Source organism: Paenibacillus sp. LT-B23 (assembly GCF_059417685.1).
Genome location: NZ_JBSQBM010000057.1, coordinates 1 through 3,309, shown reverse-complemented (window position 1 = coordinate 3,309; position 3,309 = coordinate 1). Strand labels below are relative to the sequence as shown.

The window sequence follows — 3,309 nt, the reverse complement described above, 5'->3', positions numbered from 1 at the left end:
GGATCGAGCTGGGTGAGATTGAAGCGGCACTATTGGCCCATGAAGGCGTCCAGGCGGCAGTGGTGCTTGCTCGTGATGACCGTTCAGGGGGAAGCTCCTTATGCGCCTATGTTGAACATGCTAAGGAATTAAACGCACAAGCATTAAAGGCTCGTATTAAAGATGTCCTACCCGAGTACATGGTGCCTGCTTATATAGTGTCTATGGAAGCTATGCCTTATTTATCGAGCGGTAAGATTGACAGAAAAGCATTACCTGAGCCTGATGACAGGCTGTCGATTGAAGTAGATTATGTTTCTCCTTCCAATAAGATGGAAACATTGATGGCAGAGATCTGGCAAGAAGTTCTTGGCTATGCCCCTATCGGAACGAATCATAATTTTTTTGAACTGGGCGGGGATTCGATTAAAGCTATTCAGATTTCCTCACGTCTAAGTAAGCACGGATTTCGTATGGAAATTAAGGACCTTTTCCGTCATCAGACGATAGGTAGCCTGACTCCGGATTTGAGAGCAGTCAGTATTCAAGCCGAACAAGGGATTATCGAAGGGGAGGCTGAACTGTCACCCATCCAAAGATGGTTTTTTGAGCAAAAATTCACTGAATCAAACTATTGGAACCAAGCCGTCATGTTGTATAGCCAAAATGGATGGAAGGAAGAATTGGTGGATCAGGTGTTGTGTAAGCTGACTGAACATCATGATGCGTTACGAATGACTTATACAGCGAATCAGGACAGAATTATTCCCATCATTCACGGTACGAATCGAAAGGCGTATGCTCTTACCGTTCTGGATGTAAGTCATGAGTCATCCATTGAGGAAGCAATCCAAGCCCTCAGCGAAGCGATTCAGCGGCGTATGAATTTAGAAAAGGGTCCTCTTGTGCAAGCGGGTTTGTTTCACACCGCTCAAGGTGATCACTTATTACTTGCGATTCATCATTTGGTGGTAGATGGAGTTTCTTGGAGAATCCTATTGGAAGATTTGGAGAAGGGGTATATGCAGGCGCTTAAAAATGAAGAAATCCTCTTCCAAGCAAAGACCCATTCATGGAAGGATTGGACACATCGCCTTCGTAATGATGCGAAGGGTGGGCGTCCCGCTCGTTACAAGCGTTATTGGGAGAATGTGATTAGTCATGCCAGTAAACCACTTCACAAAGACTATCCGGCCGCTGATAGAAGAGGGAAAGACCTGAAAATCTGCAACGTACAGCTTTCCAAACAACAAACGGATCGTCTGCAGAAGGATGTTCACAAGGCTTACGGTACTAATGTAAACGATCTACTGTTGGCAGCTTTTGGATTGGCGTTGAAAGATTGGACCGATGATGACGAATTTATCATTTTGCTGGAAGGACACGGACGGGAACAGATTTTTGATGATATAGATATAACCAGAACGGTAGGTTGGTTTACTACCATGTATCCTATTCATCTGGATATGAAGCATAAAGCCGATTTATCTTATCAAATTAAGCTGACCAAGGAAGCGTTACGACGTGTTCCTAATAAGGGCATTGACTTCGGAATTTTAGAATATATGACCCCACGCGAATTTAAAAGTAATAATCATGTACATTTTGCTCCTGAAATCCGGTTTAATTATCACGGACAAATTGATTCAGGCTCCGTTGCGCCTTTATTTGTCGAATCAAATTGTTCCCCAGGCCGGACTGTAAGTGAGGAGACAGAGACACCATTTGCGCTTGATATTAATGGCAGTATCGAACAGGGGGTATTAACCCTCGGGATAGAGTATAGCAGTTGTGAATATGCGGAATCGAGCATTCAAAAGTTGGGGGATTTCTTGCAAGGTCGTTTACAGGAGATCATTGAGCATTGCTCCGAAAAGAAGGAGAAGGAATGGACTCCAGCAGATGTGAGCAATGAGAATCTTTCGATTGGCGATTTGGATGAAATTATGGCGTACTATAAAAATAATACATCTTCGTAGGCGGTGGATTATGAGTAAAGATCTGCAAATTCAAAGTATATTCCGATTAACCCCGATGCAGCAAGGAATCTTGTTTCATAGCTTGCTAGATCAAACTTCGTACGCCTATTTTGAACAAGTGAGTCTTACCTTAAAGGGCTTACTCGAAGTGGAGCTTCTGGACCGAAGTCTTTCTCTTCTATTTGAGCGCCATGAGATATTACGCAGCAATGTTTTTCACGCCAATATTGAAGAGCCTAAATTGATCGTATTCCGGCAGAAGCAGCCAGCAATTCACTTTGAAGACATTTCTTCACTGGAGCAATCTAACCAGGCGGCCTATATAGAACAGTTTGTTCAACGTGATAAGGCCAACGGATTTGATATCACCCGGGATGAGTTATTCCGGGTCTCCATATTGCAATGTGCGTCTGATGTTTACAAGCTGATCGTTAGCTTCCACCACATCATCATGGATGGATGGTGCTTAGAAATCGTTCTGAAGGAATGGTTTCAAATCTATACATCATTGCAAAAGAAGGAGCCAGTTCAGCTTGGTGAAGCACCCTCTTATGAAAATTACTTGAAATGGTTGGACAAACAGGATACGGATACAGCGCTTACGTTTTGGGAGCGATATTTGGATGGTTTTGAACAGCAAAGTATCTTGCCTACGAGTGGTAAAGGGAGCCCTATTGGCTACGATCCACAGCAGCAAACCTTTAGTTTTGATCCACAATTAACAGCTCAGTTGGAGTCTCTGGCAAAAGAGCTTAAGGTTACTTTGAGTACATTGTTTCACTCCATCTGGGGTCTGCTGTTGATGAAATACAATAACACCCGCGATGTAGTATTTGGCTCTGTAGTTTCCGGCCGCCCATCAGATATTCCGGGAGCAGAAAATATGGTAGGCCTATTTATCAATACTATTCCCGTACGCATTTGGAGTGAAGAGGACAATCTTGCTTTTTCGGAGTTTGTCCAGCATGTACAGCATTCGGTTATGGAGGCTGGGCAACACCATTATGTGCCCCTTGCTGATATTCAGTCGGGTAGTATGCTGAAGAGCAATCTGATACATCATATTTTGGCCTTTGAAAATTTTCCGGGTATGCAGGAAGTCTCCGATCACGAGGACGAAAACAGTTTAGCGGTTTCGGAGATGGCTGGTTTTGAACAGACTAATTATTCCTTCAACCTTAACGTTGTGCCCGGTGAGACACTACGGATGAAATTCAGCTATAACGGTCTATTGTACGAACCGGAATATATAGATCGATTGGGTCGACATGTTGAAGAAATCGCTCGCACCGTGGTTTTACATGCTGGTGTAGTTTTGAACGAAGTAGACATTATTCTGCCAGAAGAGAAA

At 43.5% G+C, this 3,309-nt stretch carries 2 protein-coding genes; both read left to right on the top strand.

From position 1 onward, the window contains the following. Nucleotides 1-1,958 (top strand): condensation domain-containing protein (locus ACWXW9_RS28900; RefSeq protein ID WP_494932193.1); only part of this gene is annotated, 1,958 nt, incomplete at its 5' end. Between the two features lie 10 nt (nt 1,959-1,968). Continuing rightward, nucleotides 1,969-3,309, top strand: a 1,341-nt coding sequence (locus ACWXW9_RS28895; protein ID WP_494932192.1) for a condensation domain-containing protein, incomplete at its 3' end; no start/stop codon positions are given.